Source organism: Ruegeria sp. MALMAid1280 (genome assembly GCF_049195285.1).
Taxonomy (GTDB): Bacteria; Pseudomonadota; Alphaproteobacteria; order Rhodobacterales; family Rhodobacteraceae; genus Ruegeria.
In genome coordinates this window covers 87283-110812 of record NZ_JBMIRT010000044.1, presented here as the reverse complement: position 1 = coordinate 110812, position 23530 = coordinate 87283, and the positions used below count along the sequence as shown (strand labels likewise).

The window sequence follows — 23530 nt, the reverse complement described above, 5'->3', positions numbered from 1 at the left end:
GCGACAAAGATCAGTTTTGAATAAAGGTAGATTGTGTCGAAAAAGGGGACAATATTTGATAAATTTTGCCTCCGTAGTTTTCGGGACAATCCAATCTGTGTGGATCAGGGATCGGGCGTGTCGAATTTGACGCTGATCTCTTCGGCGACATCGACATTGCTCAGGGCGGCGCCCGCTCTGGCGTCCAGTTCTTTGACAGGCTGGCCGAAGTAAGCGTAGACGCCCGCGCCGATTCCCACGATCGCTGCTGTCAGCACGACCCAGTCAACCGTCACTGATCCTTCTTCGTGCTCTAAGAACTTCTGAATTTTACTCATCATGAAAGCGTCGGACTTGGAGTTGTTGCAAAAAAAATGGGGCCGCGCCTGAACAGGCAAGGCCCCACTAAAAATGTCTTCGGTCGACTGTTCTTAGTCGTTAGAGTCCGGGTTGATCGGAATATCGTCGGCGACATTCGAGGCCGCGGCGCTCAGGGTCGAGCCAACGGCGTCTGCGATCGCTTCGGTGCCGTTACCAATCTGCGTGTAGGCCACGGCGGCCAGGCCAACAACAGCTGCGGTCAGAACAACCCAGTCAACAGTTACGGCGCCGTCTTCGTCTTTACGGAAGTTCTTGATGAACTTGATCATGTTACGTCCCTCCTAAAGGATCAAAAAAGTCATTTAAACCTCGGCGTCTAACAGAGCTTTCTCTCTCAGTCCGCTCCCGACCGTCTCGGTATGGCATTATGTTTGCCTGTCAGGCGTGGCAGGAATTGGGCCAAACACCGATTTTTTCCTTCCAAGCTTAACTTTTTGGTAGTTTTTCATCTAGCATATTGAAAACAAAAAGAAAAAAAGTCTCAATGGAAGGCGCCCCCTGTCACCGTCGATGCAAAATTGCGGCAAATGAGGCGAAATTGCCCCAATTCGCCGTGTTTTTCTGGCTTTTCATAGGGATTCGCGGTTCAAACTGTTGAAAAGAAAAAGCACGAGGCAGGCAAAATGAAACTCCGGGACGCAATAACCTGCGCCGGCATTCTGGCGTTAATGGCGTTGGCACCAATGTCAGTCGTAGCAACCGAGATTGAACCCAGAGGCGTATATAAGAGAGTGAAGGCGCCAAAGCCCGGCACGCGGCCCAAGGTGACCGTTCAGATATCGCCCGAGGAACATGCCGCAGCACCATACGCACCCAGCACCGGAGCTGTGATCTCCGTGCCCGAAGTTGCCACGCGGACAACAACCGTCCCCCCAAGCGCTCCGGGCGCAGGACCACAGGGCAAGCCGGTCGGATCATACAAAGCCTTTTGGGATAAAATCTCGCCCGCACTCTCTGCTTCGGGGGCGGGGCGGCTGAATGACGCCATAAAAGCGTTGGCGGCTACCAATGTGGCCTCGCCACGCCTGCAGACCCTTCAGAACATCGCGCAGCAGAGGGGGATCGAGATTCTGCGCTCGACGGTTGGGACAGAGGTTTCGCCCGCGCTGGTGCTGGCGGTGATCTCAGTTGAATCGGCGGGCCGTGCGGACGCGGTCAGCTCGGCCGGTGCGCAAGGATTGATGCAGCTGATGCCTGCAACCGCCAAGCGATTTGGGGTGCAGGACAGTTTCCAGCCTTCTCAGAACATCTCGGGCGGCGTGAAGTATTTGAACTGGCTGATGGAAGAATTCGGCAATGATCCGATTCTGGTGCTGGCCGGATACAACGCGGGTGAAGGGGCCGTGCGCAAACATGGTGGCGTGCCACCTTATGCCGAGACGCGGGACTATGTGCCCAAGGTGCTCGCGGCCTTTCAGATTGCCAAGGCTCTGTGTTCAACCCCGCCCGAGCTGATTTCGGACGGCTGCGTCTTTCAGACCCTGAACTGAAAAAGGCCCGCCAGTTTCGGCGGGCCTTTTCGGTGATAGGGATCAGTTGACGATATTGGCCTCGGTGGCCGCGCGGATTTCGTCCTCGGTCACGCCTTCGGCGATTTCGACGATCTTCAGGCCGCCTTCGACCACATCCAGAACGCCAAGGTTGGTGATGATGCGATCCACCACCTTTTTACCGGTCAGCGGCAGGGTGCATTTCTTCAGCAGCTTGGATTTGCCGTGTTTGTTGGTGTGATCCATCACGACGATCACGCGGCCCACACCGGCCACAAGGTCCATCGCGCCGCCCATGCCTTTGACCAGCACGCCGGGGATCATCCAATTGGCCAGGTCGCCTTCCTCATCCACTTCCATCGCGCCCAGAACGGCAGCGGCGATCTTGCCGCCCCGGATCATTGCAAAGGACGTGGCGCTGTCGAAATACGAGGTACGCGACAGTTCGGTGATCGTCTGCTTGCCGGCATTGATCAGGTCTGGGTCTTCTTCACCCTCGAACGGGAACGGGCCCATGCCCAGCATACCGTTTTCCGATTGCAGGGTGATGTCCTTGTCACCCACATAGTTCGCCACCAGCGTCGGGATACCGATGCCAAGGTTCACATACATGCCGTCTTCCAGCTCTTGCGCCGCACGGGCGGCCATCTGATTGCGGTCCCAGGGCATTATGCGTCCTCCTTCTTGCGGGTGGTGCGCTGTTCGATGCGCTTTTCGTGATCGCCTTGAATGATGCGATGCACATAAATGCCGGGCAGGTGGATCGCATCAGGGTCCAGCGAGCCACGGGGTACGATCTCTTCAACCTCGGCAATGCAGATCTTGCCGCAGGTTGCGGCAGGCACGTTGAAGTTGCGGGCGGTCTTGCGGAAGATCAGGTTGCCGGTGTCGTCGGCCTTCCACGCCTTGACGATGGCCAGATCGGCGAAAATGCCTTCTTCCATGATATAGGTTTCGCCGTCGAAGTCCTTGTGCTCTTTGCCCTCGGCAATCACGGTGCCCACACCGGTCTTGGTGTAGAAACCGGGGATGCCGGCACCGCCGGCGCGCATCCGCTCGGCCAGAGTGCCTTGCGGGTTGAATTCCAACTCCAGTTCACCGGCCAGGTACTGACGCATGAACTCGGCGTTTTCTCCGACATACGAACTGATCATCTTCTTGACCTGCTTGGTCTGCAGCAGGATGCCGATGCCGAAATCATCAACGCCCGCGTTGTTCGAGGCAAAGGTCAGGTCCTGCGTACCCGACTCCTTGATCGCCTCGAGCAGCAGTTCAGGAATGCCGCACAGGCCGAAACCACCTGCTGCGATCATCATGCCATCCGTCAGCACCCCATCCAGCGCTTCGGTGGCATTGGCATAGATTTTCTTCATGGAAAACTCCCCCAATGACATGGTGATGGGCAGGTTGTGCCGCCACGTCACGGGGAAGTCAACGAATCCAAGGGGGTGGTGGTATTTCTACCTAACCCCTTAGCTGACCGCCTTTTTGGTTGCCTTCTTGGCGGCAGTTTTTTTCTTCGGCGCAGCCTTTTTCTTGGTGCTTTTCTTGGCCGCCCGCTCGTTCACCAGTTCGATAGCCATTTCCTGGGTCACGTCCTCGGGCTTGATGTCCTTGGGGATAGTCGCATTGACCTTTTCCCATTTGACATATGGCCCGTAGCGACCGTCAAGAACCTGCATCGCGCCACCATCGGGGTGTTCGCCCAGTTCTTTCAACGGTGTCGCAGCCGCCCGCCGTCCGCGCCCCGGATTGGCGCGTTTCTCGGCCAGCATCTCGACCGCGCGGTTCATGCCGATCTCGAACACGTCGTTGGGGTCTTTGAGGTTGGCGTAGACGGGCTTCGCCTCTTCCGGCAGCTGGTGCATGATATACGGCCCAAACCGTCCGAAATTCGAGCTGACCATGCCGCCTTCGGGGTGTTCGCCGATCTGGCGGGGCAGCGACAACAGGGTCAGAGCTTTGTCCAGATCCATATCGTCCTTGCTCCAACCGCGGGGCAGGGAGGCACGCGGAGGCTTCTTGTTCTCGGGCGTCGGTTCGCCACGCTGAACGTAAGGCCCGAACCGACCGGATTTCAGCCAGATCTCATCGCCCGCATCCTCGCCCAGCAGACGTTCATCCCCTTCTGCGCCTTCACCCGCGATGGGGCGGGTATAGGTGCATTCGGGATAATTGCCACAGCCCACGAACCCGCCGGTACGCGAGGTTTTCAGGTGCAGTTGCCCCGTGCCGCATTTCGGGCAGACACGCGGATCAGAACCATCCTCGCGCGGCGGGTACAGTTGCGGCGCCAGAGCCTCATCCAGTTTGTCCAGCACTTCCGAGATACGCAGCTCGGACGTCTCACCAATCGCGGCTGAGAAATCACGCCAGAACTTGCTTAGCAAGTCCTTGTAGTCACGGCCCCCGGCACTGACATCGTCCAGTTGTTCTTCCAGATTGGCGGTGAATTCATAGCCCACATACTGCCGGAAGAAATTCAGCAGAAATATGGTGACGATCCGGCCTTTTTCCTCGGGAATCAGGCGGTTCTTGTCCTTGCGCACATATTCCCGGTCCTGAATCGTGGTCACGATGCTGGCATAGGTCGAGGGGCGCCCGATGCCCAGTTCTTCCATCCGCTTGACCAGGGTGGCCTCGGTATAGCGCGGCGGCGGTTGCGTGTGGTGCTGCAACGCCAGCACGGCTTCGTTGTCGGACAGGATGGCCGCCTTGTCGTCCGCTTTTGCAGACTGATCCTTGAGAGATGCCCTGGCAAACGGAGCCGGATCGCCCTGCATGATCTGCGGCAGGCGCTTTTCGTCTTCGTCGGCCACATCGTCGCGGCCTTCTTCGTAGACCCGCATGAACCCGTCAAACAGCACCACCTGACCGGTGGCACGCAGACCGACCTGACCGTCATCACTGCCGATCTCGACCGTCGTACGCTCCAAACGGGCGGCAGCCATCTGACAGGCGATGGTGCGTTTCCAGATCAGGTCATACAGCTTGCGCTGATCCTCATCCGTCACCTTCAGCGCCTTGGCGTCGCGCGACATATCCGTCGGGCGGATACACTCGTGCGCTTCCTGGGCGTTTTTGGCTTTGTTCTTGTACATTCGTGGGCTGTCCGGCACGTATTCCGCACCGTAGCGGTCTTGGATCGCATCGCGGGTCGCCGTCACGGCCTCTGGCGCCATGTCGATCCCGTCGGTTCGCATATAGGTAATGTAACCCGCCTCATACAGACGCTGCGCCACCTGCATCGCGTGGCGCGCACCCATGCCGAACTTGCGGCTGGCCTCCTGCTGCAGGGTCGAGGTCATGAAGGGTGCGCTGGGGTTGCGCGCAGCAGGCTTGGCTTCGACCGAGGTGACGCTGAGCGCGCGGCTGGTGATGGCCTGCACCGCCAGTTCTGCCTGAGTGGCATTCGCCAGATCGTGTTTGTCCAGTTTTTTACCGGCCAGCGTGACAAGACGTGCCTCGTAGGTCTGGCCGCGCGGTGTTTCGAACAGGGCGCGCACCGACCAGTATTCCACCGGCTTGAACGCCTCGATCTCCATCTCGCGCTCGACGATCAGACGCAGGCAGACCGATTGCACACGACCAGCGGATTTTGCACCGGGCAGTTTGCGCCACAGGACCGGAGACAGATTGAAGCCCACCAGATAGTCCAGCGCACGGCGGGCCAGATAGGCCTCGACCAGCGGCATATCGACCTCACGCGGGTTCTGCATCGCCTCGGTCACGGCGTCCTTGGTGATGGCGTTGAAGGTGACGCGGCTGACCGGCGTATCCTTCTTGATCGAGCGGCGCTTGGTCAGCGCCTCCTGCAAATGCCAGCTGATCGCCTCGCCCTCGCGGTCGGGGTCGGTGGCGAGGATCAGGGCGTTGTCTTCTTTCAGCGCATCGGCGATGGCTTTGACATGTTTGCGGCTGTCATTGCCGACCTCCCATTTCATCGCGAATTCATGCTCGGGGTCGACGGATCCGTCCTTGGGCGGCAGGTCCCGCACATGACCATACGACGCCAAAACCGTGTAGTCGGAGCCAAGATACTTATTGATTGTTTTGGCTTTGGCAGGGGATTCTACAACAACTACAGGCATTTAAGGGAAAACCTCGCTCGACGAATTGGGCGCCTTCTATGATCGTGCAAAATGTGTAGGGCAAGAGCGAATTGTCAATGCGTTCCTTCAAAAACCCGAATTTGACGGTGATTTCAGCGTTGTAGACGTGGAAATTTCAGCGTGCACCACCGCATCAGGCCGTCAGGGACAACAACCCGCCGGGCTGACGCTGAATACGTCCATCAAGTTCCAGATCGACCAGAGCCGGGCCAATCTCGCCCGCCGTGGCCGCGATATCGCGGATCAACTGGTCTTCGGCGATTGGCGACGGTCCAAGCCGGGCCAGTATTTCGCCGTGAAGCGCCGCCCCTGAGGGGGCCGCTTCTGCCGACACTGTGGCCGGAGGAGCTTCGAACAAGTCCGCCTGCTGCTGTGGCAAGGCTTCGACTACATCTTCTGCAGATCGCACCAGGGTGGCCCCGTCGCGGATCAGCAGGTTGCATCCGGCAGCGCGGGCATCAAAGGGGTGGCCGGGTACGGCCAGAACCTCGCGCCCCTGATCCAAGGCGTCGCGTGCGGTGATCAGGCTGCCCGACTTGGCGGCCGCCTCAACAACCACGACGGCCCGCGCCAGACCCGAGATGATCCGGTTGCGGCGTGGAAAATGCCGGGCCTGCGGGGTCACGCCCATCGGTTGCTCGGACACGCGCAGACCAGATTGGGCGATGTTTCTGGCCAGATCGGTGTTTTCGGCGGGATAGATCACGTCCACGCCGCCAGCCATGACCGCAACAGTGCCGGTGTCCAGTGCCGCCATATGAGCCGAAGTGTCGATGCCACGCGCCAGCCCGGACACAACGACATAGCCCTGTTTTCCGAGATCGGCCGCCAGTCCACGCGCCATCCGCGCGCCCAGAGACGAACAGTTTCGCGCCCCGACCATCGCGATGCAGGGTTTGCGCAGCAAAGACACATCTCCAATCGCCCACAGCATTGGCGGGGCGTCCGACAGATCATTCAAAGCATCAGGAAAATCAGCGGACCCAAGGCACAAAAGCCGCGCATTTGCGGCTTTTGCGGCCTTGAGTTCCGCCTCAATCACGCCGGGTGGGCAAATTTCATACCCGTTAATTCCGGCAGCGCGTGCCATTTCAGGCAGCGCGGTCAGCGCGTTCTGCGCCGAGCCATGTTCGCGCAGCAGCCGACGAAACGTCGCCGGACCGACCTTGCGCGAGCGCAACAGACGAAGCCAGGAAAACCGGTCCTCTTCCGTGGTGGGTGGGAGTGTGGGGTGATAGGAAGAAAGCTGCTCTTCGGTCATCCGTTGCTCCGCCTGATTGCAGAACTGGTTTACGACTGCAGGGGTTAACAGCTTGTGAATCCTGTCAAATTATTCGGATAATTTTCGGGATTTGATGCGCGAAACCTTTCAGCGCATTGATTTTTAACAATAAAAGAAATTGCGTCCGCTTGAAATGAAAATCAAGCGGACGCAGGAAAGCAGAATTATCGAAAGTGCGGCGTTAACCGTGTCAGGGGCCGATTCTCTCTCAGGCTGCTGATCCGCCGACCGTCAGCCCATCCATCAGAACTGTGGGCTGGCCGACGCCGACCGGCACCCATTGACCGTCCTTGCCACAGGTCCCCATGCCCGGATCAAGTGCCATGTCATTGCCCAATCCGCGAATTCGGTTCAATGCCGACGGCCCGTCGCCGATCAGAGTCGCGCCTTTGACAGGGGCGCCGATCTTGCCGTTTTCGACGCGATAGGCCTCGGTGCAGGAGAACACGAACTTTCCGTTGGTGATATCAACCTGACCGCCGCCAAATCCAATGGCCCAGATGCCGTCTTTGATATCCGCAACCAACGACGCAGGATCAGCGTCCCCGCCCAGCATCACAGTATTGGTCATGCGCGGCATCGGTTTGTGCGCATAGCTCTGCCGCCGTCCGTTGCCGGTAGGCGCAACACCCATCAGGCGCGCGTTCTGGCGGTCCTGCATGTAACCGGTCAAGACCCCGTCTTCGATCAGCACGGTCCGAGAACTGGGCGTGCCTTCGTCATCAACCGTGATCGAGCCGCGCCGGTCCGCGATGGTGCCGTCATCCACAACCGTCACGCCTTTGGACGCAATCTGCTGTCCCATCAGACCGGCAAAGGCGGAACTGCCCTTGCGGTTGAAATCGCCCTCAAGCCCGTGCCCGATGGCCTCATGCAGCAGGATACCGGGCCAGCCGGGGCCGAGCGCGACCTCCATCACACCGGCCGGGGCAGGGATGGCGTCCAGATTGACCAGTGCGATCCGCAGCGCCTCACGCGCTTTGTCCTGCCAATCAGAGGGATCAATCAGACCGTCCAGACCGACGCGCCCCCCGCCGCCCGCAGAGCCGCTTTCGCGGTGGCCGTTCTGTTCCACGATGACCGACACGTTCAGGCGGGTCATGGGGCGCACGTCACGCACCAGAACGCCGTCAGGGCGCAGGATTTCAACCTCTTGCACGGCTGCCATGAGCGATGCACTGACCTGAACGACGCGCGGGTCGAGATCGCGGGCGAAGGCGTCGATCTCGCGCAGGGTTTCAATTTTCACCGGGAAGCTGGCTGATTCGATGGGGTCTTCATCCGTATAAAGTCGCGTATTGGTGGCGCGCGGTGCCTCGGCCAGCGTGCCGCCGCCTTCACCTACGGCCAGTCGCGCAGTTTCCGCCGCCCGCTTAAGGGCCGGGATCGAGACGTCGGTGGAATGGGCATATCCCGCCACCTCACCCTGAACCGAGCGCAGGCCAAACCCTTCAGACGCGTCATAGGACGCGGTCTTCAGGCGCCCGTCGTCAAAGACCAGCGACTCGGATTTCCGGCGCTCGACGAACAGCTCGCCGTCCTCGGCCCCGGTAGTGGCAGACTGCAAAACCGCAAGCGCTTCGTCCTGCGGTAGAACGCGTTCAAAGGGGCGAAACGGGTCGTTGGGCATCACTTGGGACCTTTCGGGTTTGATCCAGATCAAAAATAGCGTCTGTTTGACGCAAGCATTTTGCTTTATCTAACATCCGGAATATGGTTTTTAACTTTGCCAAAGACAACGGGAGAGGTGCGACCGATTCACACCTTTTCGCGAGAGAAGAAAAGATCAAACGATCAGGACAGAAAATGAAGAATGCTTTGATGCTTTCGGGGTTCATGACAGCCCTCTCCAGCCTTCCCGCCATGGCTCAGGAGCTTGAGATTATTGGCAAACCGGTTGACGGCGGCATGGGGTTCCAGCCCGCGGCCACCAGCCTTGCCGACGGCATTCATCGGCTGGACGGCATGATTCTGGTGATCATCACCGTGATCTGCCTGTTTGTGGCTGCCCTGCTGGTCTATTGCATCGTGCGTTACAACCAGCGTGTGAACCCGACACCGGCACGCTTTTCGCACTACACCCCGGTTGAGATTGCATGGACCCTGGGCCCCATCCTGATTCTGGTCTTCATCGGTGCCTTCTCGCTGCCTGTCCTGTTCAAGCAGCAGGAGATTCCTGAAGGCGACGTTGTGATCAAGGTCGTGGGCAACCAGTGGTACTGGACCTACGAATATGTCGATCACGATTTTGCATTCGACAGCTATTTGCTGGGCCACCCCGCGACGCTGGACGAAGGCGCGCGCCCGGCGGATGCAGACGTCACCCCGTTTGTTCTGGATGATGCGATGCGCGCCAAGCTTTCTGACGCAGGTTACAGCGATGACGAATGGCTTCTGGCCACCGACACCGCCGTTGTAGTCCCGGTCGGCAAGATCATTGTCATGCAGGTCACTGCATCCGACGTGATCCATTCGTGGACCATCCCGTCCTTCGGAGTAAAGCAGGACGGTGTACCGGGTCGTCTGGCGGAACTGTGGTTCCAGGCCGACAAGGAAGGTGTCTATTTCGGCCAGTGCTCGGAGCTGTGCGGCAAGGACCACGCCTATATGCCGATCACCGTCAAAGTGGTCAGCGAAGAGGCATATGAGCAATGGCTGCAGGGCGCTCTGGAAGAATATGCTGGCCAGCCTGCATCCTATCAGGTTGCCTCGAACTAAGCCCGCTAAGGCCTAGGTAAACACTCGCAAGCTGCGCGGCGACCGCGCAGTTTTCGCCCCAGAAGGACCGGATATGAGCGACGCAAGCATCAATGCCAGCACTGTGACCGCCGCGGCGCACGCGAACGAGGCCAGCTTTGGCGACTATTTCGCCCTGTTGAAGCCCCGCGTGATGTCTCTGGTCGTGTTTACGGCGCTGGTCGGTCTGCTGGCAGCGCCCGTTCCGGTGCATCCGTTTGTAGGCTTCTGCGCGATCCTGTTCATTGCCATTGGTGGCGGCGCCTCCGGCGCGCTGAACATGTGGTGGGATGCGGATATCGACAAGGTGATGAAACGCACCAAGCGCCGCCCGATCCCATCCGGCAAGGTGGAAGAGGGCGAAGCACTGGCAATCGGACTGGCGCTGTCGGGCCTGTCCGTGATCATGCTGGGGCTGGCGACGAACTGGTTTGCTGGTGCGTTCTTGGCCTTCACCATCTTTTTCTACGTTGTCGTCTACACGATGTGGCTGAAGCGTTTGACGCCGCAGAACATCGTGATCGGCGGTGCCGCAGGGGCTTTCCCGCCGGTGATCGGCTGGGTGGCGGCCACCGGGTCGATGACGCTGGAACCGTGGCTGATGTTCGCCCTGACCTTCATGTGGACGCCGCCGCATTTCTGGGCGCTGGCGCTGTTCATGCGCTCGGATTACGACGATGCGGGCGTGCCGATGCTGACCGTGACCCACGGACGCCGCGCGACCCGCTGGCATATCCTGATCTATACTGCGCTGCTGGCGACGCTGGCGGTTGGCACCGCGTTCTCGGGCATTGGTGGCCCGATCTATCTGACCGTAGCGGTGGTGATGAACGCCTTGTTCCTGCGCGGTGCGTGGCAGATTTCGCGCCGGACCGAAGACGATGCTGAGGCGGACAATTTCAGGGTCGAGCGTTCATTCTTCAAGCTGTCGCTGCTCTACCTGTTCCTGCACTTCGGTGCGATTCTGGCCGAAGCGCTGCTGAAACCCTACGGCTTGGGAGGGTGGTCATGAGCCTGCGCAAAAGTCACGAACTGCACGAACGCCGCTTTAGCCGCAATCTGGGGGTCGGCCTGACACTGGCAGCCTTCATCGTGATCATCTTCGGTCTGACCATCGTCAAGGTCTCGGGCACAAGCCTGGGTGCGCCGGCGCAGGAGGTGCAGAACTGATGGCATTGACCGGTCCGCAGAAAACGGTGGCGCAGACGGTGGGTGTGGTTGTCTTGATGGGCAGCTTGGCCTGGGCCTCTGTCCCGTTCTACGACTGGTTCTGCCGTGTCACCGGTTTTGGTGGCACCACCGGCGTGGCTGCGACTGCGCCCGAGGATATTCTGGACCGCACCGTGACCGTCCGTTTCGATGCCTCGAAAGCCAAGGATATGGCCTGGGAGTTCAAGCCGGTCGAGCGCGAGATGGACGTGCGCATTGGTGAGACCGGTTTGGCCTTCTATGAGGCCTACAACCCGACCGACCGCCCGATCGCAGGGCAGGCGTCCTATAACGTCGCGCCCTATTCGGCCGGAGGGTATTTCCAGAAAATCGCCTGTTTCTGCTTTGAAGAGCAGGTGCTGCAACCCGGTGAACGGGTTCAGATGCCGGTAACTTTCTTCGTCGATCCTGAAATGGTCGAGGATTTGGAAGCCAAGTATGTGCATACGATCACTCTGTCGTATACATTTTATGAAATAGACCTGCCCGAGGGCTACGCCGCCCTTGAAGCGCAGGCAGATACAAACACGAACTAACGCCTGTAGGTGAGGGACGCTGATGGCACACGCTAAAAACCACGATTATCACATTCTGACCCCGTCGATCTGGCCGCTATTCGGCGCGGTCGGCGGCTTTGTGATGCTGTTCGGAGCTGTCCTCTGGATGCACGGCATTACCTCGTTCATGTTCTGGGCCGGACTGGTTGCGGTTCTTTACACCATGTTCGCCTGGTGGTCCGAAGTGGTGGCCGAAAGCCGCGCCGGGGATCACACGCCGGTTGTCCGTATCGGCCTGCGTTATGGGTTCATCCTGTTCGTGATGTCCGAGGTGATGTTCTTCTTTGCCTGGTTCTGGTCGTTCTTCAAACATCGCATGTACCCCATGTACGACTATGCCGGCACCGAATACATCCAGCCGGATATCCATGCGGTTGACCCGTTTCACCTGCCGCTGATCAACACGCTGGTGCTGCTGCTGTCGGGCTGTGCCATCACCTGGGCGCACCATGCGCTGGTGCATGGCAATGACCGGCGCGCACTGGTCCAGGGGCTGACCATCGGTATCGCGCTGGGCATCGCATTTACCTTCCTGCAGGGCTTTGAATACTATGAGCTGCTGGCCCATGACGGATGGAAATTCGGCGGCGACCAGTTCTATTCCAACTTCTTCATGGCGACCGGTTTCCACGGTGCCCACGTGATCATCGGGACGATCTTCCTGTCTGTCTGTCTGATCCGGGCGCTGCGCGGTGACTTTACCCCTGAAAAGCACGTCGGCTTTGAAGCCGCCGCCTGGTATTGGCACTTCGTGGACGTCGTTTGGCTGTTCCTGTTCTTTGCCGTCTACATCTGGGGTCAGGCGCCGCTGATGTAACGCTGGCCAGACTGTTCAATTGCAAAAGCCGCCTTTAGAGGCGGCTTTTTCACTATCAGGGGCGCAAGATTGCGCCCCGTACAATTGCGTGGTTGCATTTCTGTCCGCTCCACACTTAACAAGACGCCGGTTCCTGCAACGAGGCTCTGTCATGCGCCGCACTCTGTTTCTGCTGATCTTCGGCCTTGCCGGTCTGGGCGTGCTGCTGTGGCTGGGCGTCTGGCAGGTGCAGCGGCTGGCGTGGAAACAAGGAGTGTTGGCTGAGATCGAAAGCCGCATCTCCGCGGACCCGATCGCGTTGCCGCCGCAGGTCTCGGAGGCTGTGGACAAATACCGGCCTGTCATCGTCTCGGGAGAGATGGAGTCGGGCGAAATCCACGTTCTGGTCTCGGTCAAACAGGTCGGGGCAGGGTATCGGATCATCCAGCCCTTCAGCACGGAAGGCCGGACCATCCTTGTGGATCGGGGCTTTGTACCCACAACCGCAAAACAGGCTGAGCGTCTGGCGGGGCCGATGGAGGTGACCGGTAACCTGCACTGGCCCGATGAAATTGACAGCTACACGCCTGCGCCTGATATCGACGACAACATCTGGTTCGCCCGCGATGTCCCCAACCTGGCTGCCGCGCTGGGGGCTGAGCCGGTGTTGTTGATCGCCCGGTCGCAGACCGATCCAAATGTGACGCCTCTGCCAGTAGACACGGCGGGGATTCCGAATGATCACCTGCAATACGCAATCACATGGTTTGGCCTGGCTCTGGTCTGGGCTGCGATGACCGGTTATTTCCTTTGGCGCAGCGGCGCCCGTACTGAGAGTGAAGCGCAATGAAATATATCTCGACCCGTGGGCAAGCGCCCGAACTGACCTTTGAAGAGGCGATGCTGACTGGGCTGGCACGCGATGGTGGCCTGTACTTGCCCGCCGAGATTCCGGTGATGTCGCAGGATGAGATTGCGGCTCTGGCCGGTCTGCCCTACGAGGAAATCGCGTTTCGGGTGATGTGGCCCTATGTCAGCGGCTCGTTCGCCGAGAATGAGTTCAAGGCAATCATCGCCCGCGCCTATGAAGGGTTCGGCCATGACGCCCGCGCGCCGTTGAAGCAGTTGAACGAGAACCACTTCCTGCTGGAACTGTTCCACGGTCCGACGCTGGCGTTCAAGGATTTCGCCATGCAGCTGATCGGCCAGCTGTTTCAGGTGGCCCTGAAACGGCGCGGGGATCGTGTGACAATCGTGGGTGCGACCAGTGGTGACACGGGCTCGGCAGCCATTGAGGCTTTCCGCGGGCTGGACGCGGTGGACGTGTTCATCCTGTTCCCGCATGGCCGCGTGTCTGAGGTGCAGCGTCGCCAGATGACGACACCTGCGGAAAGCAACGTGCACGCGCTGGCTGTGGATGGAGACTTTGACGATTGTCAGGCCGCGCTGAAGGATATGTTCAACGATTTCGACTTCCGCGATGACGTGAAACTGGCGGGTGTGAACTCGATCAACTTTGCCCGCGTTCTGGCGCAGATCGTGTATTACTTCTCGGCGGCCGTTAGCCTTGGCGCACCCCATCGTAAGGTCAGCTTTACCGTGCCCACCGGGAACTTCGGCGACATCTTTGCGGGCTATCTGGCCAAACGCATGGGCCTGCCCATCGACCGTCTGGTGGTTGCGACCAACCAGAATGATATCCTGCATCGCTGCCTATCGGGTGAGGGGTATTTCAAGGGTGACACCATCCCCTCGATCAGCCCATCGATGGACATTCAGGTCAGCTCGAACTTTGAACGTGCTCTGTACTATGCCTATGGCGAGGACGGCGGCTCGGTCGCGCAGTTGATGGATGAGCTCAAGAATGGCGGCTTCAACGTCAGCCAGGGCGCAATGGAAGCGCTGCGCGAAAGCTTTGACTCGGGCCGCGTGTCTGAGGATGAAACTCTGGAGACGATCAAAGAAACGCTCGCCCATAGCGCCGAGCTGGTTTGCCCGCACACTGCCATCGGCATCAAGGTCGCGGAAGAGCATCGCGCAGCGGATGTGCCGATGATCACTCTGGCCACTGCACATCCTGCGAAATTCCCGGCAGCGGTCGAGAAGGCAAGCGACGTGCATCCGCCTCTTCCCTCCCGCATGTCTGATCTGTATGAACGTCCGGAACGGGTGACCCGCATTGCCAATGATCTGGGCGCCCTAGAGGATCATATCAGAAGGCACATCGCTGAGTGACAGTCAGACAAGACCAACTGAAGAACGGATTTCGTATCGTCAGTGAACATATGCCGGGGCTGCAATCGGCGGCCATCGGCATCTGGGTGACCGCGGGTGGGCGGCATGAACGGATCGAGCAGAACGGCATCGCGCATTTCCTTGAGCATATGGCGTTCAAGGGCACCGAGCGGCGGTCCGCGCTGCAAATTGCCGAAGCGATCGAGGATGTGGGCGGCTATATCAACGCGTACACCTCGCGCGAGGTCACGGCCTACTATGCGCGGGTGCTGAAAGACGATGTGGCGCTTGCGATGGACGTGATCGGCGACATCGTTCTGAACCCGATCTTCGATCCGCGTGAAATCGAGGTCGAGCGCGGCGTGATCCTGCAGGAGATCGGACAGGCCTATGACACGCCCGACGACGTGATCTTTGACTGGCTGCAGGAGCAGAGCTATCACGATCAGCCCCTGGGCCGCACCATTCTTGGCCCGACCGAGCGGGTTAGCGCGTTCTCGCGTGAGGACCTGTCTGGGTTTGTTGCGGAACATTACGGTCCGGAACAGATGATCCTGTCGGCCGCAGGCGCTGTGGATCACGACGCGCTAATGAAAATGGCCGAAGAGATGTTTGGCCATCTAAAGCCGCGCAAAAGCCTGATCCCCGAAGCGGCGCAGTTCACCGGTGGTGAAGCCCGGCAGGAGAAAGAGCTGGAACAGGCTCATTTTGCGCTGGCGCTGGAAAGCCCCGGTTATCGCGATGATGCGATCTATACGGCACAGATTTATTCGACCGCTCTGGGCGGCGGCATGTCCTCGCGCCTGTTTCAGGAAGTGCGTGAAACGCGTGGGCTCTGCTATACGATTTTCGCCCAGACCGGGGCCTATGCGGATACCGGAACGACGACGATCTATGCAGGGACCTCGGCCGATCAGGTCGCGGAGCTGGCGACCATTACCATCGATGAGATGAAGCGCGCCGCCGAAGACATGAGCGCCGAAGAGGTCGCGCGTGCCCGTGCGCAGATGAAGGCCGGGATGCTGATGGGGCTGGAAAGCCCGTCGAACCGGGCAGAACGACTGGCGCGCTTGGTGCAAATCTGGGGCCGGGTGCCCTCGCTTGAGGATACGGTCGCCAAGATCGATGCGGTCAGCACCGAGGACGTGCGCGCCTTTGCCGAAGACATGGCCGTCAAGGCCCCGGCGGCGCTGGCGCTTTATGGTCCGGTTTCGGGCGCGCCGACGCTGGCGGAACTGCAGGAGAGGCGTGCGGCGTGATGCTTCTGGGCAGACGCAAGCTGAAACTCGAAACCGAGCGCCTGAGCTTGCGCCCGCCCGTGCACTCCGACTTTAACGACTGGGCAGCGCTGCGGCGTGCGTCCAAGGAATTCCTGACCCCGTGGGAGCCGGTCTGGGCCAAGGATCACCTGAGCCGGAAATCCTTTACCAATCGGGTCTATTGGGCGCAGCGGTCGGTTTCCAGCGGTACCGCGATCCCTTTGTTCCTGTTCCGCCGATCTGACGATGTGTTGCTGGGCGCTATAACCCTGGACAACGTCCGCCGCGGCCCGGCGCAGGCGGGGACGCTGGGCTACTGGACCGGTGAGACCTTTGCCCGCAACGGCTATATGCGCGAGGCGATCGGGGCCGTGGTGCACCACGCCTTTACCCGTCTGGACCTGAGCCGGATCGAGGCCGCTTGCCTGCCCGAAAACAAGCCTTCGCGCGGGTTGCTGGAAAGCTCGGGGTTCAAATACGAGGGCGTCGCGCAGTCGTATTTGCAGATTAACGGTCGTTGGCGGACGCATGTATTGTACGCCAGCCTGCGATCGGATCGGCGCGGGAAAACCGACGCGGGTTAGTGGCATGGCGCGGGCCGCGACTCCCCCAAGATATTGGCAGCCAGTTGAACAAGGGGCATGACTTGGGGGTGTTCTGCGCTACACTTCCCCCATGCGCTGGATTGTTGCGGCATTGATGGTGATTTCGGGCGGGGCCGCAACGCAGGAGCGGCCACCGAGCCATTGTATCGCCATCGCGGATGCCGCGCCGGGGATTGAGTACATTCACAAAGCCGCGTGGACGGACCCGATCCCGAAGTATTCCGTTCGGATCAGCTATATCGCCCATGCCTCGTTTCTGATCCAGACGCAGGGCGGGCTGAACGCGGTGACCGATTTCACCGGATTTATCGGCAGCGCCGATCTGATCCCGGACGTGGTCACCATGAACCACGCCCACAGCACCCATTGGACGGCCCATCCCGATCCGGCCATTCCGCATGTGCTGCCCGGATGGGGAGAGTTCGGGCTGGGGATCGAGCATCACCTCGATCTGGGTGAGATGCTGGTGCGCAATGTCTCGACCGATATTCGGTCCCCCTATGGTGGGGTCGAAGAGCGCGGCAATTCGATCTTTGTGTTTGAGATCGAAGGGCTGTGCATCGGGCATCTGGGTCACCTGCACCATGTACCCTCGGACGAACAGTTCGCCGCTCTGGGGCGGTTGGATGTGGTGATGGCCGCGGTGGATGGCGGCACGACCATGCCGCTGCCTGACATGATTTCGGTTCTGAAGCGGCTGCAAAGCTCGGTGATTATTCCGATGCATTGGTTTTCAGGCTTTTCGCTGGACCGATTCCTGGTCGATATCCGAAATGACTTCCCGATTAAACGAAACGGGGTGTCGGAACTGGTCGTTTCTTTGAAGACGCTGCCGAACCGGCCCACGGTGGTGGTGCTTGAGCCGCGCTATCTCATTGAATTGGAATAGGGCTTGTGGGGACATGCCTGCTTGGGCAAGGAATGGGTATGACACTGAATCCTGCCGATGAGACCCTTGCCAAACTGATCCGCTCTGAAATGGGGGACGATATCCTGCGCCCCGTCACCGAGCGATATCTGGAAGAACCGCGCCGCCGGTTTGCTGGGCACGCGGGGCTGCTTGCCCTGCCGCGCACGGTCGACGACGTGTCGGCGCTGGTGCGGCTGGCATCAGACGCGCGGGTGCCGGTGGTGCCTTACGGCGGCGGCACCGGGCTGGTTGGCGGGCAGGTCATGCCCGATGGTCCTGCGCCCCTGTTGATCTCGTTGGAGCGGATGACGGCGATCCGGGAGGTTTACCCGACCGAGAACATTCTGATCGCCGAGGCGGGCGCGATACTGGCCGATGTGCAGGCCGCCGCTGAGAACGCCAACCGGCTGTTTCCTTTGGCGTTGGCGGCGCAGGGGTCTTGCCGGATCGGTGGGAACCTGGCCACCAATGCGGGCGGGGTAAACGTGCTGCGCTATGGTAATGCCCGCGATCTGTGTCTGGGGCTAGAGGCGGTTTTGCCGAACGGAGAGATCTGGCACGGGCTTAGCCGTCTGCGCAAGGACAACACCGGGTATGATTTGCGTGACCTGCTGGTCGGCTCCGAGGGCACGCTGGGGATCATCACGGCGGCCTCGCTGCATCTGTTTCCGCGACCCGAAGCGGTGGGGACTGCGATGTTGCAGGTCACCTCGCCCGAGGCGGCCATCGAGTTGCTGGCGCTGGCGCGGGATCAGTTGGGGGATGCAGTCAGCACGTTTGAACTGATCCACCGGCAGGGGCTGCACTTCCTGACCGAGGTGCTGCCGGATGTGCGACAACCCTTTACGACCCAGCCCGAATGGTGCGTGCTCATCGAATTGGGGCTGTTTTCCGGGCAATCACCGTCAGAGGCACTGGAAACGCTCTACGCCGCAGCGGACAAGGCGGGTCTTGTTGGTGATGCGGTCATCGCGCAGAGCGAGGCACAGCGCATGGACCTCTGGGCCGTTCGTGAACGTATCCCCGAGGCGAACCGGTTGATCGGGTCGGTGTCGAGCCATGATATCTCGGTCCCAATCTCGCGGATTCCCGAGTTCATTCAGCGTGGTGCCGAAGTGGTGGCGGCGCTTGGCCCGTTCCGTATCAACTGCTTTGGGCATCTGGGGGATGGCAATCTGCATTACAACGTGTTTCCGCCGCTGGGCCAGAACCGGTCGGAATTCGATGGACAGCGGCAGGCTGTGAAACATGCCGTGCATGATTTGGTGAACGAATTCCACGGGTCCGTCAGTGCCGAGCACGGCGTCGGGCGGCTTAAGACCGGTGATCTTGAGAAATACGGGGATGCGACAAAACTGGCGGCCATGCGCGCCATCAAAACCGCGTTGGATCCTTTGGGGATCATGAACCCGGGCGCGGTTCTGAGGTAAAGACGCGGCCCGTGGCTGTGCCGGGCCGCGCCGGGGCAGTTACGAACCCGGCAGGATGACTTTGTCGATGACGTGGATCACGCCGTTCGAGGTTTCGATATCGGCCTGCACGACGTTGGCGTCATTCACCATCACGCCGTTATCCAGATCGATGGTGATGTCTCCGCCCTGAACCGTGGCGGCAGTCATGTCGTCGGACAGATCGCCCGACATCACTTTGCCCGGCACCACGTGATAGGTCAGCACCGCGACCAGTTGGTCCTTGTTTTCGGGCATCAGCAGCGTCTCGACCGTGCCCTCGGGCAGGGCGGCGAACGCCTCATCCGTCGGAGCAAATACGGTGAACGGGCCTTCGCCTTTCAGCGTGTCCACCAGATCAGCGGCCTGCACGGCTGCGACCAGAGTTTCGAAACTGCCAGCGCCGACGGCGGTGTCGACGATGTCTTTGTTGTCGCCGGCAATGGCGGTGGAGGCAAGAAGTGCGCTGGTCACGCCAGCAATGGCGAGGTTGCGGAACATGATACAAATCCCTTGTTGAAATGCCTCAGGCGGCATCATCAGGGGTACGGGTAATCTTCGCAACAAGATCACTGAATGTCTCAATGAGACGGGGTTGATATTGCGCCGCGTCGCGCTAAGCCCGCGCAGGGCCGGATTTCCACTCACAATCTTGTGAAGGCAGGGCGCCTAAAGGCCTTCGAATTCGCACAGAACATGCACGTCCATGCCCATCTCTTCCAGAAGCTTACGGCCGCCCAGTTCCGGCAGGTCGATGATGAAGGAGCACGAGACGATCTCACCGCCCAGCCGTTCGATCAGCTTGATCCCGGCGGCGGCGGTGCCTCCGGTGGCCAGCAGGTCATCGACGACCAGGATTTTCTCGCCCGGTTGAATGGCGTCATCGTGGATCTCGACGATGGCCTCACCATATTCCAGTTTATAGTCCTGGCTGATGGTGGTGCCGGGCAGTTTGCCCTTTTTGCGGATCGGAACAAAGCCGACGCTCAGCTGATGCGCAATCGCGCCACCGAGGATGAAACCGCGCGCCTCAAGGCCGACGACCTTGTCAATCCGCTCACCTGCATAGGGGTGGAGCATCTGGTCAATTGCCATGCGGAACCCACGCGGGTCGGCAAACAGGGTGGTGACGTCCCGGAACATGATCCCTTCATGCGGGAAGTCAACGATGGTTCGGATGTAATCCTTGACCGACTTGTTTCTGGACATGGCCAACCCCTTTGGCGTCAAAACACGCGGGCGTGTTTGGCCCATCGGGGTCAGCCTTGCAAGGAAAGATTGCCGTCGCCTTACTTGCGATGTTGTGAAACAGAGTTCGGCAGGCTTTTGTACCGATAGAGCGCGGCGGGCAGCCATGACAGATGCGGCTTACGCCAGTTGCGCTGGTCTCGCAAAAGAAATGCCTGAGCGGTATGAAGGTTCATTGCCATACTCCCTTTTTATTGTTAGGTGCTCGATACCTACAATTTCTATGCCGTGTATATACATTGCACCGCGAATAGAATCAAGAACTGGACGGGGAAAAGGCGCATGGCTAAGAAAGACGGTAAAATTTCTACCAAGAAAAACAGTCAGTTGGTCTTGCGTCTGGACAAGGATGAACGTGACACCTTTGTCGAGTTGTGCAGAGAGCTGGACACGTCAGCCGCGCGGGAAATCCGGCGGTTCATCCGTGGTTTCATGAAGGAACACGCCGAGGATTAAGTCCTCAGGCCGGGCGGCGCAGCACGGCGGTCGCAAACCCCATTCCGATCAGAGCCAGCCCTCCGAACCGGGTCATTGCGGTGATGACACCGGCTCGTCCAATAATTCGACGCAACCTGTCTGCCAGCAGCGCATAGGCCAGGGCGTTCAGCCAAGCGAGGCCGACGAAGGTTGCGATCAGGATGGCGAATTGTGGACCCAAAGGCTCGGCCGGGCGCAGGAACTGCGGTACGAAGGCAATGAAGAACGCGATGGATTTCGGGTTCAGCGCCGTGACGGCGGCCGCGTGGCCAAAGACGCTGCGGGCGGTGACGTCGCGCCCCGTCTTTACTGTTTGCAACCCGCCCGAGGGCGCGCTGCGCAGCAGTTTGATACCCAGCCACACCAGGTAGGCTGCACCCACCCATTTCAGTACGGAAAACAGTGTTGCCGAGGCCAGCACCAGCGCCCCCAAGCCCAGCAACGACGCTGTCATGGCCACCAGATCCCCCACCGCGACCCCCGTGGCCGAGGCCACGGCGACGCTACGGCCTTTCGACAGGGCATAGCTGAGCACCAGCAGCACAGTCGGGCCGGGGATCAGCAGCAGGGCGGTCGATGCGGCCACAAAGGCCAACCAAAGGTCGATGGACATGCGGATTCCTGTGTTTGTTTCCTCACCAAGCCCCGACGCGGTCGCAAGGTCAAGCCTTTCGTGAATCGCTTGGGTGTACTGGTTTGGGTGAGCTCAGACAGAGGATAAGGGTGCGGGTCCCGAAGGGCTGCTGCAAACAAGTTGCTCCGCCTGAACAGTTAAAGATTGAATTAAGGCTTGTGCATCTTCCTTGAAACACGCACCTGGCTTTCCAACCTAAGAGATACCAGAGGATCGGAGGAGAAAATGGCGCAGACACATCCAGATCACATCGGAACGTTCTCCGAGTCCGCACGGTCAGGAATCTGGCCTGTAAGGCGTGTGCTGATCCTGATGGCCCTGATCGGGGGTGCGTTTTATGCCGGGATTCTGGGGTATATGTATTCAAATCAGAACGCGCTGTTGTACAAACCTTCGGGCGAGTTGCCGGACCCCAGGACAGTCGGGCTGGCCGATGTGGATGTGATCACGGTCCCCATGTCCGATGGGGTGGTGTTGACCGCTTGGTCCGCGCCTCCGGCGACCGAGGGCGCGCCGACGGTCCTGTTCTTCCATGGTCAAAGCGGCAATCTGGGCGATCGGGCTGACCGTATGCGTGAAATCCTTAACGGCGGGTATGGCCTGCTTGCACCCAGTTATCGCGGCTTTCCGGGCAGTGGGGGTGAGCCCTCGGAACTGGCGCTGATCTCGGACGGGGTGCAGTTGTTTGATCGTTTGGATGCTGAAGGCGAGGAGATTGTGCTGCATGGCCAGAGCCTGGGGACGGGCGTAGCCGCCGCGGTCGCCGAGGAACGCCCGAATGCGCAGTTGCTGGTGCTTGAGGCGCCGTTCACGGCCACCGTCGATGTTGCGGCCGAGCGCTATCCGTTTCTGCCGGTCTCGGCCCTGATGAAAGATCAGTTCGCCACCCGCGACTTGATCGACAGTATCACCGTGCCAATCCTGATCTTCCACGGGACCGAAGACGAAACCATCCCGCTGCACCATGGCAAAACGCTGGCGTCGATGTCAGGGGATACCGCCCAACTGCACGTCATTCCCGGCGGAACCCATAACGACCTCTGGTCGTATGGGCTGTGGTCCGAGGTGCAAAATGCGCTGCGGCAACAGCCAGACTAAAGAATGCGACCCGCAACCGCATCCAGCTTGGCCAGCAGTGTCGGATCGCGCTTTTCAGGTGCGGTCAGAATGGCGTATTCCAGCGCCCGGTCGCAGCCATGCGGGCAAGGCGCGCGCTCGGTTCCCAACAGATCGGGCAGGCCTTTGACCAGAGCCCGGCCTTTTTCCGCATTGCCGCTCAGGGTGGCGATGATGGCGGTCACGTCGACCTCACCGTGGTCCGGGTGCCAGCTGTCGTAATCGGTGACCATGGCGATCGAGGCATAACAAAGCTCGGCCTCACGGGCGAGTTTTGCCTCGGGCATGTTGGTCATGCCGATCACGTCACAGCCCCAGTGCTCGCGATACATCTTGGATTCCGCCAGAGATGAGAACTGAGGCCCCTCCATTGCCAGATAGGTGCCGCCACGGTGTATTGTGATACCCGCAGCCTTGCCCGCAGTCTCACAGGCGTCCGACAGGCGTGGGCAGGTCGGATGCGCGACGCTGACATGGGCGACGCACCCGGTGCCGAAAAAGCTTTTCTCGCGCGCGAATGTCCGGTCAATGAACTGATCGACGATCACGAAATCCCCCGGTGCCATATGCTCGCGGAAGGACCCGCAGGCCGATACCGAGATCACATCCGTCACCCCCAGCCGTTTCAGCGCGTCGATATTGGCGCGATAAGGCACTTCGGTCGGGGAATGCACATGACCACGCCCGTGGCGGGGCAAAAACGCCATGCCTACGCCGTTCAGCGACCCGGTCAGGATCTGGTCCGAGGGGGCACCCCAAGGCGTTTCCACGGTGACCCACTCTGCATTCTCCAGCCCATCTATGTCATAAATGCCTGATCCACCGATGATGGCGATTTTGGTCTGCGTCATGGCTGCTCTCCGCGTGAATAAATCCGTCGAGGAATTTCTGCGGGGCGCCGGAGGATTTGGCAAGTGGCATCAACGGTTTGTGTTGGCTGCTGGTCCGCTATGCGCCCAGTGCATAGCAGAGTCCCGCCTGACGCGGTATCTCTGGCGGGGTTTGCCCGTTAAAAGGCCCCTTTCGCGCGAACAAAAAACAGACCGACAGGACCGT

The 23530-nt window shown here is 59.9% G+C and carries 25 protein-coding genes; 14 read left to right on the top strand and 11 right to left on the bottom strand.

Translation table 11 applies throughout. The features are described from left to right. Positions 1-104: 104 nt before the first annotated feature. Together ACOQFT_RS08870 and ACOQFT_RS08865 are read right to left on the bottom strand one after the other, a co-directional pair. Positions 105-320: a Flp family type IVb pilin gene (locus ACOQFT_RS08870; RefSeq protein ID WP_421597576.1), complete on the bottom strand. Its 216-nt coding sequence runs from the start codon at positions 318-320 to the stop codon at positions 105-107. A 90-nt stretch (positions 321-410) separates the two neighbouring features. Further along, positions 411-629, bottom strand: a complete 219-nt coding sequence (locus ACOQFT_RS08865) for a Flp family type IVb pilin (RefSeq protein ID WP_421597575.1) — start codon at positions 627-629, stop codon at positions 411-413. Between the two features lie 354 nt (positions 630-983). Between ACOQFT_RS08865 and ACOQFT_RS08860 the strand changes: the two genes are divergently transcribed. Continuing rightward, entirely contained in the window at positions 984-1850 is an 867-nt protein-coding gene (locus tag ACOQFT_RS08860; protein ID WP_421597574.1) for a lytic transglycosylase domain-containing protein, read from the top strand. 42 nt (positions 1851-1892) lie between these two features. On the opposite strand, the gene ACOQFT_RS08855 is transcribed toward ACOQFT_RS08860, so the two are convergent. From ACOQFT_RS08855 to tldD, 5 genes are all read right to left on the bottom strand, one after another. Continuing rightward, entirely contained in the window at positions 1893-2519 is a 627-nt protein-coding gene (locus tag ACOQFT_RS08855) for a CoA transferase subunit B (RefSeq protein ID WP_421597573.1), read from the bottom strand. Further along, positions 2519-3223 (bottom strand): CoA transferase subunit A, encoded by a 705-nt coding sequence (locus tag ACOQFT_RS08850; protein ID WP_421597572.1) that lies wholly within the window; start codon positions 3221-3223, stop codon positions 2519-2521. Before ACOQFT_RS08850 ends, ACOQFT_RS08855 begins: the two co-directional genes overlap by 1 nt. A 99-nt stretch (positions 3224-3322) precedes the next feature. Next, a complete protein-coding gene (gene topA / locus ACOQFT_RS08845; protein WP_421597571.1) occupies positions 3323-5941 on the bottom strand; it encodes a type I DNA topoisomerase in 2619 nt (872 codons plus the stop codon). Positions 5942-6095: 154 nt separating this feature from the next. Beyond that, positions 6096-7223, bottom strand: coding sequence for a DNA-processing protein DprA (dprA, locus tag ACOQFT_RS08840; RefSeq protein ID WP_421597570.1), 1128 nt, complete (start codon positions 7221-7223; stop codon positions 6096-6098). A 229-nt stretch (positions 7224-7452) separates the two neighbouring features. Next, entirely contained in the window at positions 7453-8874 is a 1422-nt protein-coding gene (gene tldD / locus ACOQFT_RS08835; RefSeq protein ID WP_421597569.1) for a metalloprotease TldD, read from the bottom strand. A gap of 176 nt (positions 8875-9050) precedes the next feature. Between tldD and coxB the strand changes: the two genes are divergently transcribed. From coxB to ACOQFT_RS08780, 11 genes are all read left to right on the top strand, one after another. Beyond that, the gene (coxB, locus tag ACOQFT_RS08830) at positions 9051-9962 is read left to right on the top strand and encodes a cytochrome c oxidase subunit II (RefSeq protein ID WP_421597568.1); all 912 of its coding nucleotides are present in this window, start codon (positions 9051-9053) and stop codon (positions 9960-9962) included. 73 nt (positions 9963-10035) lie between these two features. Further along, a complete protein-coding gene (gene cyoE / locus ACOQFT_RS08825; protein WP_421597567.1) occupies positions 10036-10992 on the top strand; it encodes a heme o synthase in 957 nt (318 codons plus the stop codon). Next, positions 10989-11150, top strand: a complete 162-nt coding sequence (locus ACOQFT_RS08820) for a hypothetical protein (RefSeq protein WP_421597566.1) — start codon at positions 10989-10991, stop codon at positions 11148-11150. Before cyoE ends, ACOQFT_RS08820 begins: the two co-directional genes overlap by 4 nt. Next, positions 11150-11725 carry a cytochrome c oxidase assembly protein gene (locus ACOQFT_RS08815; RefSeq protein WP_421597565.1) on the top strand — a complete coding sequence of 192 codons (576 nt, stop codon included), beginning with the start codon at positions 11150-11152 and terminating at the stop codon, positions 11723-11725. Before ACOQFT_RS08820 ends, ACOQFT_RS08815 begins: the two co-directional genes overlap by 1 nt. Before the next feature lie 22 nt (positions 11726-11747). Continuing rightward, positions 11748-12563 carry a cytochrome c oxidase subunit 3 gene (locus tag ACOQFT_RS08810; protein ID WP_421597564.1) on the top strand — a complete coding sequence of 272 codons (816 nt, stop codon included), beginning with the start codon at positions 11748-11750 and terminating at the stop codon, positions 12561-12563. Positions 12564-12714: 151 nt separating this feature from the next. Then, on the top strand, positions 12715-13392 hold the full coding sequence (locus tag ACOQFT_RS08805) for an SURF1 family protein (RefSeq protein WP_421597563.1): 678 nt from the start codon (positions 12715-12717) through the stop codon (positions 13390-13392). Next, positions 13389-14777 carry a threonine synthase gene (gene thrC / locus ACOQFT_RS08800; protein ID WP_421597562.1) on the top strand — a complete coding sequence of 463 codons (1389 nt, stop codon included), beginning with the start codon at positions 13389-13391 and terminating at the stop codon, positions 14775-14777. The genes ACOQFT_RS08805 and thrC overlap by 4 nt, the downstream gene beginning before the upstream one ends. Next, positions 14774-16036, top strand: a complete 1263-nt coding sequence (locus tag ACOQFT_RS08795) for a M16 family metallopeptidase (protein WP_421597561.1) — start codon at positions 14774-14776, stop codon at positions 16034-16036. Before thrC ends, ACOQFT_RS08795 begins: the two co-directional genes overlap by 4 nt. Then, complete coding sequence (locus tag ACOQFT_RS08790; RefSeq protein WP_421597560.1) at positions 16036-16620, top strand: GNAT family N-acetyltransferase; 585 nt, start codon at positions 16036-16038, stop codon at positions 16618-16620. Before ACOQFT_RS08795 ends, ACOQFT_RS08790 begins: the two co-directional genes overlap by 1 nt. A gap of 91 nt (positions 16621-16711) precedes the next feature. After that, entirely contained in the window at positions 16712-17530 is an 819-nt protein-coding gene (locus ACOQFT_RS08785; protein ID WP_421597559.1) for an MBL fold metallo-hydrolase, read from the top strand. A gap of 38 nt (positions 17531-17568) precedes the next feature. Continuing rightward, the gene (locus ACOQFT_RS08780; RefSeq protein ID WP_421597558.1) at positions 17569-18981 is read left to right on the top strand and encodes an FAD-binding oxidoreductase; all 1413 of its coding nucleotides are present in this window, start codon (positions 17569-17571) and stop codon (positions 18979-18981) included. 39 nt (positions 18982-19020) lie between these two features. Here the strand turns inward: ACOQFT_RS08780 and ACOQFT_RS08775 are convergent, their stop codons facing one another. Further along, positions 19021-19500 (bottom strand): fasciclin domain-containing protein, encoded by a 480-nt coding sequence (locus tag ACOQFT_RS08775; RefSeq protein WP_421597557.1) that lies wholly within the window; start codon positions 19498-19500, stop codon positions 19021-19023. Positions 19501-19668: 168 nt separating this feature from the next. Further along, complete coding sequence (locus tag ACOQFT_RS08770) at positions 19669-20208, bottom strand: adenine phosphoribosyltransferase (protein WP_421597556.1); 540 nt, start codon at positions 20206-20208, stop codon at positions 19669-19671. 321 nt (positions 20209-20529) lie between these two features. Between ACOQFT_RS08770 and ACOQFT_RS08765 the strand changes: the two genes are divergently transcribed. Beyond that, positions 20530-20703, top strand: coding sequence for a hypothetical protein (locus ACOQFT_RS08765; RefSeq protein ID WP_421597555.1), 174 nt, complete (start codon positions 20530-20532; stop codon positions 20701-20703). A 4-nt stretch (positions 20704-20707) separates the two neighbouring features. Here ACOQFT_RS08765 and ACOQFT_RS08760 read toward each other — a convergent pair whose 3' ends face one another. Beyond that, positions 20708-21337: a LysE family translocator gene (locus tag ACOQFT_RS08760; RefSeq protein WP_421597554.1), complete on the bottom strand. Its 630-nt coding sequence runs from the start codon at positions 21335-21337 to the stop codon at positions 20708-20710. Between the two features lie 246 nt (positions 21338-21583). On the opposite strand from ACOQFT_RS08760, the gene ACOQFT_RS08755 reads away from it, so the two are divergent. Beyond that, on the top strand, positions 21584-22456 hold the full coding sequence (locus ACOQFT_RS08755; RefSeq protein ID WP_421597553.1) for an alpha/beta hydrolase: 873 nt from the start codon (positions 21584-21586) through the stop codon (positions 22454-22456). On the opposite strand, the gene ACOQFT_RS08750 is transcribed toward ACOQFT_RS08755, so the two are convergent. Continuing rightward, positions 22453-23325 (bottom strand): S-methyl-5'-thioadenosine phosphorylase, encoded by an 873-nt coding sequence (locus tag ACOQFT_RS08750; protein ID WP_421597552.1) that lies wholly within the window; start codon positions 23323-23325, stop codon positions 22453-22455. The genes ACOQFT_RS08755 and ACOQFT_RS08750 overlap by 4 nt on opposite strands. Between the last annotated feature and the right edge of the window lie 205 nt (positions 23326-23530).

Excerpts from the sequence above, each read along its gene's own strand:
- ACOQFT_RS08865 (WP_421597575.1), bottom strand. The coding sequence starts at position 629 with ATGATCAAGTTCATCAAGAACTTCCGTAAAGACGAAGACGGCGCCGTA.
- ACOQFT_RS08820 (WP_421597566.1), top strand. The coding sequence starts at position 10,989 with ATGAGCCTGCGCAAAAGTCACGAACTGCACGAACGCCGCTTTAGCCGC.
- ACOQFT_RS08810 (WP_421597564.1), top strand. The coding sequence starts at position 11,748 with ATGGCACACGCTAAAAACCACGATTATCACATTCTGACCCCGTCGATC.
- topA (WP_421597571.1), bottom strand. The coding sequence starts at position 5,941 with ATGCCTGTAGTTGTTGTAGAATCCCCTGCCAAAGCCAAAACAATCAAT.
- ACOQFT_RS08760 (WP_421597554.1), bottom strand. The coding sequence starts at position 21,337 with ATGTCCATCGACCTTTGGTTGGCCTTTGTGGCCGCATCGACCGCCCTG.
- thrC (WP_421597562.1), top strand. The coding sequence starts at position 13,389 with ATGAAATATATCTCGACCCGTGGGCAAGCGCCCGAACTGACCTTTGAA.
- ACOQFT_RS08750 (WP_421597552.1), bottom strand. The coding sequence starts at position 23,325 with ATGACGCAGACCAAAATCGCCATCATCGGTGGATCAGGCATTTATGAC.
- ACOQFT_RS08855 (WP_421597573.1), bottom strand. The coding sequence starts at position 2,519 with ATGCCCTGGGACCGCAATCAGATGGCCGCCCGTGCGGCGCAAGAGCTG.
- ACOQFT_RS08815 (WP_421597565.1), top strand. The coding sequence starts at position 11,150 with ATGGCATTGACCGGTCCGCAGAAAACGGTGGCGCAGACGGTGGGTGTG.
- ACOQFT_RS08805 (WP_421597563.1), top strand. The coding sequence starts at position 12,715 with ATGCGCCGCACTCTGTTTCTGCTGATCTTCGGCCTTGCCGGTCTGGGC.
- tldD (WP_421597569.1), bottom strand. The coding sequence starts at position 8,874 with ATGCCCAACGACCCGTTTCGCCCCTTTGAACGCGTTCTACCGCAGGAC.
- ACOQFT_RS08765 (WP_421597555.1), top strand. The coding sequence starts at position 20,530 with ATGGCTAAGAAAGACGGTAAAATTTCTACCAAGAAAAACAGTCAGTTG.
- coxB (WP_421597568.1), top strand. The coding sequence starts at position 9,051 with ATGAAGAATGCTTTGATGCTTTCGGGGTTCATGACAGCCCTCTCCAGC.
- ACOQFT_RS08870 (WP_421597576.1), bottom strand. The coding sequence starts at position 320 with ATGATGAGTAAAATTCAGAAGTTCTTAGAGCACGAAGAAGGATCAGTG.
- ACOQFT_RS08785 (WP_421597559.1), top strand. The coding sequence starts at position 16,712 with ATGCGCTGGATTGTTGCGGCATTGATGGTGATTTCGGGCGGGGCCGCA.
- ACOQFT_RS08755 (WP_421597553.1), top strand. The coding sequence starts at position 21,584 with ATGGCGCAGACACATCCAGATCACATCGGAACGTTCTCCGAGTCCGCA.
- ACOQFT_RS08790 (WP_421597560.1), top strand. The coding sequence starts at position 16,036 with ATGCTTCTGGGCAGACGCAAGCTGAAACTCGAAACCGAGCGCCTGAGC.
- dprA (WP_421597570.1), bottom strand. The coding sequence starts at position 7,223 with ATGACCGAAGAGCAGCTTTCTTCCTATCACCCCACACTCCCACCCACC.
- ACOQFT_RS08780 (WP_421597558.1), top strand. The coding sequence starts at position 17,569 with ATGACACTGAATCCTGCCGATGAGACCCTTGCCAAACTGATCCGCTCT.
- ACOQFT_RS08860 (WP_421597574.1), top strand. The coding sequence starts at position 984 with ATGAAACTCCGGGACGCAATAACCTGCGCCGGCATTCTGGCGTTAATG.
- ACOQFT_RS08850 (WP_421597572.1), bottom strand. The coding sequence starts at position 3,223 with ATGAAGAAAATCTATGCCAATGCCACCGAAGCGCTGGATGGGGTGCTG.
- cyoE (WP_421597567.1), top strand. The coding sequence starts at position 10,036 with ATGAGCGACGCAAGCATCAATGCCAGCACTGTGACCGCCGCGGCGCAC.
- ACOQFT_RS08770 (WP_421597556.1), bottom strand. The coding sequence starts at position 20,208 with ATGTCCAGAAACAAGTCGGTCAAGGATTACATCCGAACCATCGTTGAC.
- ACOQFT_RS08775 (WP_421597557.1), bottom strand. The coding sequence starts at position 19,500 with ATGTTCCGCAACCTCGCCATTGCTGGCGTGACCAGCGCACTTCTTGCC.